The sequence below is a fragment of the Syntrophorhabdus sp. genome (genome assembly GCA_012719415.1).
Taxonomy (GTDB): domain Bacteria; phylum Desulfobacterota; class Syntrophorhabdia; order Syntrophorhabdales; family Syntrophorhabdaceae; genus Delta-02.
Genome location: JAAYAK010000049.1, coordinates 1 through 3852 on the forward strand (window position 1 = coordinate 1; position 3852 = coordinate 3852).

Below are 3852 nucleotides of genomic sequence, written 5' to 3' on the forward strand. Positions count from 1 at the left end.
AGCCTACGTAGGCGTCGAAGTCGACGAGGAACTCGCTGACGATCTGCCCCGTCTGGCTGCGGCAACCCGCCGATTCGGTGGCTATGAGGATCCTGCGTTCCGGGATGTAGTAGCTGAGCATGTCCCTTGTGTGCCCGGGCGTGAAGAGGACCTGCACATGCAGGGATGGGTCCACGGTGAAGATCTCCTCGTTCTCGAAGATCCGATCTATGGTGAAAGGCTCGAATGGCGAGTGGAGAATGGTGTCTGTGTCGATATCGGGCGAAGCCTCCGCCAGCCGGGTGAAGTTGCGGCTCAGCGAGGTCATCAGCTCAAGCGCGTTGGGACGACGAAGTATCTCGCTTGCCCGCTTCGAGGCGCATATGGTTATCCCGGGAAAGGCCCTCTTGAAATAGGCCGCGGCACCGCAATGATCGTAATGGACATGGGTGAGGAAGAGGTGGGACGGGTCCTTCGCGCCGGTCACCTTCCGGATGTCCCTGACGTAAAGGGGAGCTATGGAGTAAAAACCGGCCTCGAACAGGATGGGCGTGTCGCCGTCTAGGAGGTAGGCGGGCGACCATGCGAACCCTGTCACGTGAAGACCGCGGTCAACGTATCCTGTCGTGTTGAGGATCATGCCTTTCTTCTTGCCATAGAGGTAGACTAATTATATAAAAGCCCAGGGGCTTATGCAAGGATTCCCGCTGTCTTTCGGGGAGATCGACCTTTCGGGGGAAGGCGGGTCACGCCGTCGTTAACCGCCGTAAATCATTGGTAAACGTTTATTATATTCATCAGAATTAGCTTGACAGGCGAAAAGTGCTTTTGCTAAGATAGGTTTGCTAATTGTTTCACAATATTGCCCCACAAAATACCGCCAAGAAAGGAGAGTAAAATATGGATTTCAAGATTTCTGATGAACTCGAGTCAATGCGTAAAATGGCGTACGATTTTGCTGTAAAAAATATCAAACCGACGATGGAAGAAGACGAGAAAGAGCATAAATACCGTCCTGAGATCATGAAGAAGATGGGCGATCAGGGCATGTTCGCCTGCCTCGCGCCCGAGAAGTTCGGCGGCCTGGGACTGGAAGAAGGCAATATGGCGGCAACCCTCATGGCAATAGAGGTCGCAAGGGTCAGCCCGTCATGGGGTCTTCCCTTCAACCTTCAGATGAACGGTCCGCAGAACGTTCTCCTGAAGTTTGGCACGGATGCACAGAAAGAACAGTTCCTTCCCGGTCTTATCGCTGGAACGAGCGGCGGATGCTTTGCCATCACAGAGCCCAATTCAGGGTCGGATGTGGCCAGCATGAAGACGACGGCGACGGAGGTCGACGACGGCTTTATCCTCAACGGCTCCAAGACCTGGATCTCTGGCGTGCCTTATTGCGGCTGTGGTGTTGTGTACGCGATGACGGACAAGGCGGCGAAGCACAAAGGCATGTCGGCCTTCTTCATGGATTTCAATACCCCCGGCGTTGTCCAGAGAGCGATCACCACGAAACTCGGTCTCCACTGCGCACCGACGGGCGAGATATTCTTCGAGGAAGCGAAGATCCCGAAGAGCGCCCTTCTCGGCAAGCTGGGCCAGGGTTTCAACATCTGCATGACGATGCTGAACTCCACCCGCTTGAGCTCAGCGGCAAGGGCCGTTGGCGTGGCGGAGAGCTGCATCGAAGAAGCCTGCAAGTACGCAAATGAAAGGGAGCAGTTCGGCCAGCCGATAGGCCAGTTCCAGATGGTCCAGGAGCAGATCGGCCGCATGTCCGTCGAGCATGAGGCGGCAAAGCTTCTCGTCTTAAGGTGCGCATGGCAGAAGGACCAGGGAATGAACAACACCCTCGAGACCTCGATGGCGAAGTATTACGCGGCCGAGTCGGCGAACTTCTGCGCCTCGGAAGCCGTGAAGATCTTCGGTTCCTACGGGTTCTCCTCCGAGTACCCTGTCGAGAGGTACCTGAGAGACGCCAAGTCCTATCAGATCGTCGAAGGGACGTCCAACGTCCAGAAGATGATCATCGCCCAGTTTGCCCTGGGATACAGAAAGTAAACGAGTGAGTCAATCCTGAAGGAGGTAAGTTTATGGCTACTGAAGTAACATGTCCCATGGTAGGAAAGATCGTTAAGGTTGATGTGAAGGTCGGCGACAAGGTGAACGAGGACGATCAGGTCGCGATCCTCGAGGCAATGAAGATGGAAATGCCGATCGTTGCTCCGGCAGCCGGAACCGTCAAGGAGATCCTTGTTGAGGCCGGTCAGGAAGTGGAAGCGGATACGGTCATCGCAACTCTTGAATAGCGCAAAAGAAAAAGGGGGAGAAGCTTATGTTAGTTGCCGGGATAGATATAGGTTCGATCACAACTGAAGCTCTGCTTCTCGATAAGGATAAGGGAATATTGGGTTATACCATCCTTCAGACGGGCGCGGATTCCAAGAAGACGGCTGAGATGGCACTTGAGAAAGTGCTCGCCTATCCGGGCAAAAGCCCTTCAGATGTATCCTATATTGTAGCAACCGGCTGCGGCAGAAAAAGAGCGGCCTTTGCGAAGCAGGCGGTCACGGAGATCACATGCATAGCGAAAGGCGTGAACCATCTTTTTCCGCAGGCGAGAACGATCATCGATATCGGCGGTCAGGACACGAAGGTCATCAGGATAGATGAAAAGGGCCGCGTCGTTGAGTTCGAAATGAATGACAAGTGTGCCGCCGGGACCGGAAGGTTCATCGAGGTCATGGCCAAGGCACTGAACGTGGAACTCGACAGGATCGGTGATCTGTCGCTGAAACACAAGAAGGACGTCACCATCAGCAGTATCTGCACGGTTTTTGCCGAGTCAGAGGTCATATCCCTCGTCAGCGAGGGCGAAGAGCTGGAGGATATCCTTTACGGTATCCACAAGGCCATCGCCGACAGGACGATGGGACTCATCAACAGGCTCGGTGGTATCCAGAACGATGTCATCATGGCGGGTGGGGTTGCGAAGAACATCGGCGTGGTAAAGGCCCTCGAGGCAGCGCTGGGCACGCAGCTCAAGATACATGTCGAGCCACAGATCGTGGGGTCTCTCGGCGCCGCCATCATCGCGATGGAGAAGTCAGCGTAGCTGACGGGAAAAGAGGATCAAAAGAAAGGCCAGCTTGTTCTGCAAGCTGGCCTTTTTGTTATCACGAACCTGCGCCTGTGTGGAGGGGCCGGCGGGGCGTCTGCCGTTCAGGCGGCAACCCGGGCCTGCTCCGGCTCTTTGTCCTTGCGAAGCTTCTGCATGGCTATCACGATGAAGAGGCAGAGAAATCCCGCCACATCTCCAAGCCTGTGGGGATAAACAAACGCGAGGGCCCCGACGATAATGATCACGCGTTCAAGGATAGTGGATCTCTTCAGGAACCATCCGGCACACCCGGAGGCGAGCATACCTATCCCGAGAAAGGCCGCTATGATGGTCCAGACACCCGCTGCAATGCCAACTCCCTCGAAATGGAGGAGTATTGCCCTCCCGGAGGGCAGGACGGTGAAGACAAAGGGAAGAAGGAAGGCGGGCAGGGCATATTTCCAGGCCATGAAGGTCGTCTTGTAGGGATCACCACCCGTGATGGCGGCTGCGGCAAAGGGCGAAAGGGCCGTCGGCGGAGACACCTCGGAGAGAAGGGCATAATAGAATATGAACATATGGGCGGCGTATTCCGGTACGCCCAGTTGGGTGAAGGCGGGGGCGACGATGACGGCGGCGATGATATACGTTGCCGTTATAGGGACGGCAAGGCCGATGACCCAGAGAAGGACAGCCGCAAAAACGGCCGTCACCAGAAGGTTCCCTCCGGCATAGCCTATGATGATGGTGGAGAGCTTAAGGCCGAGACCAGTGAGACT

General features: G+C 55.5%; 5 protein-coding genes. 3 read left to right on the plus strand and 2 right to left on the minus strand.

The annotated features are described in order from the left end of the window. On the minus strand, positions 1-619 hold a 619-nt coding region (locus GXX82_03045; GenBank protein ID NLT22004.1), incomplete at its 3' end, for an MBL fold metallo-hydrolase. A 260-nt stretch (positions 620-879) separates the two neighbouring features. Between GXX82_03045 and GXX82_03050 the strand changes: the two genes are divergently transcribed. The 3 genes from GXX82_03050 to GXX82_03060 are packed head-to-tail and all read left to right on the plus strand — an operon-like array spanning position 880 to position 3088. Next, a complete protein-coding gene (locus GXX82_03050; protein ID NLT22005.1) occupies positions 880-2034 on the plus strand; it encodes an acyl-CoA dehydrogenase in 1155 nt (384 codons plus the stop codon). A gap of 32 nt (positions 2035-2066) precedes the next feature. After that, positions 2067-2282 carry a biotin/lipoyl-binding protein gene (locus tag GXX82_03055; GenBank protein ID NLT22006.1) on the plus strand — a complete coding sequence of 72 codons (216 nt, stop codon included), beginning with the start codon at positions 2067-2069 and terminating at the stop codon, positions 2280-2282. A gap of 26 nt (positions 2283-2308) precedes the next feature. Continuing rightward, positions 2309-3088 carry a 2-hydroxyglutaryl-CoA dehydratase gene (locus GXX82_03060; protein ID NLT22007.1) on the plus strand — a complete coding sequence of 260 codons (780 nt, stop codon included), beginning with the start codon at positions 2309-2311 and terminating at the stop codon, positions 3086-3088. Between the two features lie 107 nt (positions 3089-3195). Here the strand turns inward: GXX82_03060 and GXX82_03065 are convergent. Then, a partial coding sequence (locus GXX82_03065; GenBank protein NLT22008.1) for a TRAP transporter large permease subunit occupies positions 3196-3852 on the minus strand: 657 nt, incomplete at its 5' end.

Coding starts and splice junctions, on each gene's coding strand:
- GXX82_03050 (NLT22005.1), top strand. CDS start 880: ATGGATTTCAAGATTTCTGATGAACTCGAGTCAATGCGTAAAATGGCG.
- GXX82_03055 (NLT22006.1), top strand. CDS start 2,067: ATGGCTACTGAAGTAACATGTCCCATGGTAGGAAAGATCGTTAAGGTT.
- GXX82_03060 (NLT22007.1), top strand. CDS start 2,309: ATGTTAGTTGCCGGGATAGATATAGGTTCGATCACAACTGAAGCTCTG.